1 protein-coding gene is annotated in these 1192 nt (G+C 61.2%); it reads right to left on the bottom strand.

The window, feature by feature from the left end; genetic code table 11:
• On the bottom strand, positions 1–1192 hold a 1192-nt coding region (gene glyA, locus AC2FH6_RS21405), incomplete at both ends, for a serine hydroxymethyltransferase (RefSeq protein ID WP_496704190.1).

Here is a 1192-nt window from a genome sequence, read left to right as displayed (position 1 = left end):
CGTCCTCGCCATTTGCGGCCAGACCGTCGACCACTTCGATGATCCAGTCGGCGATCTGGCGGAACTCGGCCTCGCCGAAGCCTCGGGTGGTGCCTGCGGGGCTGCCAAGGCGGATGCCGCTGGTCACCATCGGTTTTTCGGGATCGAACGGGACACCGTTCTTGTTGCAGGTGATATGCGCCCGGCCCAGTGCCTTTTCGGTCGCGTTGCCTTTGACGCCTTTAGGGCGCAGGTCCACCAGAACCACATGGGTGTCGGTGCCGTGGGTGACTGTGTCCAGCCCACCTTTGATCAACTGGTCCGACAGGGCCTGTGCGTTGGTGACCACCTGGGCGATGTAGTCCTTGAACTCGGGTCGCAGTGCTTCGCCAAAGGCCACGGCCTTGGCCGCGATGACATGCATCAGCGGGCCGCCCTGAATGCCAGGAAAGATGGCCGAGTTCACTTTCTTGGCGATCGCCTCGTCATTGGTCAGGATCATGCCGCCCCGCGGACCGCGCAGGGTTTTATGCGTGGTGGTAGTAGCCACATGCGCATGCGGGAAGGGCGATGGGTGTGCGCCTGTCGCGACCAGACCGGCGATATGGGCCATGTCGACATGCAGATAGGCGTCGACCATATCCGCGATCTCGCGCATGCGGGCAAAATCAATGATGCGCGGAATGGCCGACCCGCCTGCGATGATCAGCTTGGGCTGATGCTCTTTCGCCAGCGCTTCGATCTGGTCATAGTCGATCTGGTTGTCCTGTTTGCGCACACCGTAATGGACGGCGTTGAACCACTTGCCCGACTGGTTGGGTGCGGCGCCATGGGTCAGGTGGCCCCCCGCATCCAGGCTCATGCCCAGGATGGTGTCGCCGGGTTTGATCAGTGCCTGGAACACGCCCTGGTTTGCCTGAGAGCCAGAGTTCGGCTGGACGTTTGCAAAGCCGCAACCGAACAGCTGCTTGGCGCGGTCGATGGCCATATTTTCAGCGATATCAACAAATTGACACCCGCCATAGTAACGCCTGCCGGGGTATCCTTCGGCGTATTTGTTGGTCATCACCGAGCCCTGCGCTTCCATCACGGCAGCAGAGACGATGTTCTCGGACGCGATCAATTCGATCTCGTCGCGCTGACGGCCCAGCTCGGACGTGATCGAGCCGAACAGCTCTGGGTCGCGCGCTGAGAGAGACTGGGTGAAAAAACC

The sequence above is a fragment of the Ruegeria sp. CDSC045 genome (genome assembly GCF_059610725.1).
Note: the sequence above shows the minus strand (reverse complement) of the source record. Positions and strands in the feature narration are given on the sequence as shown.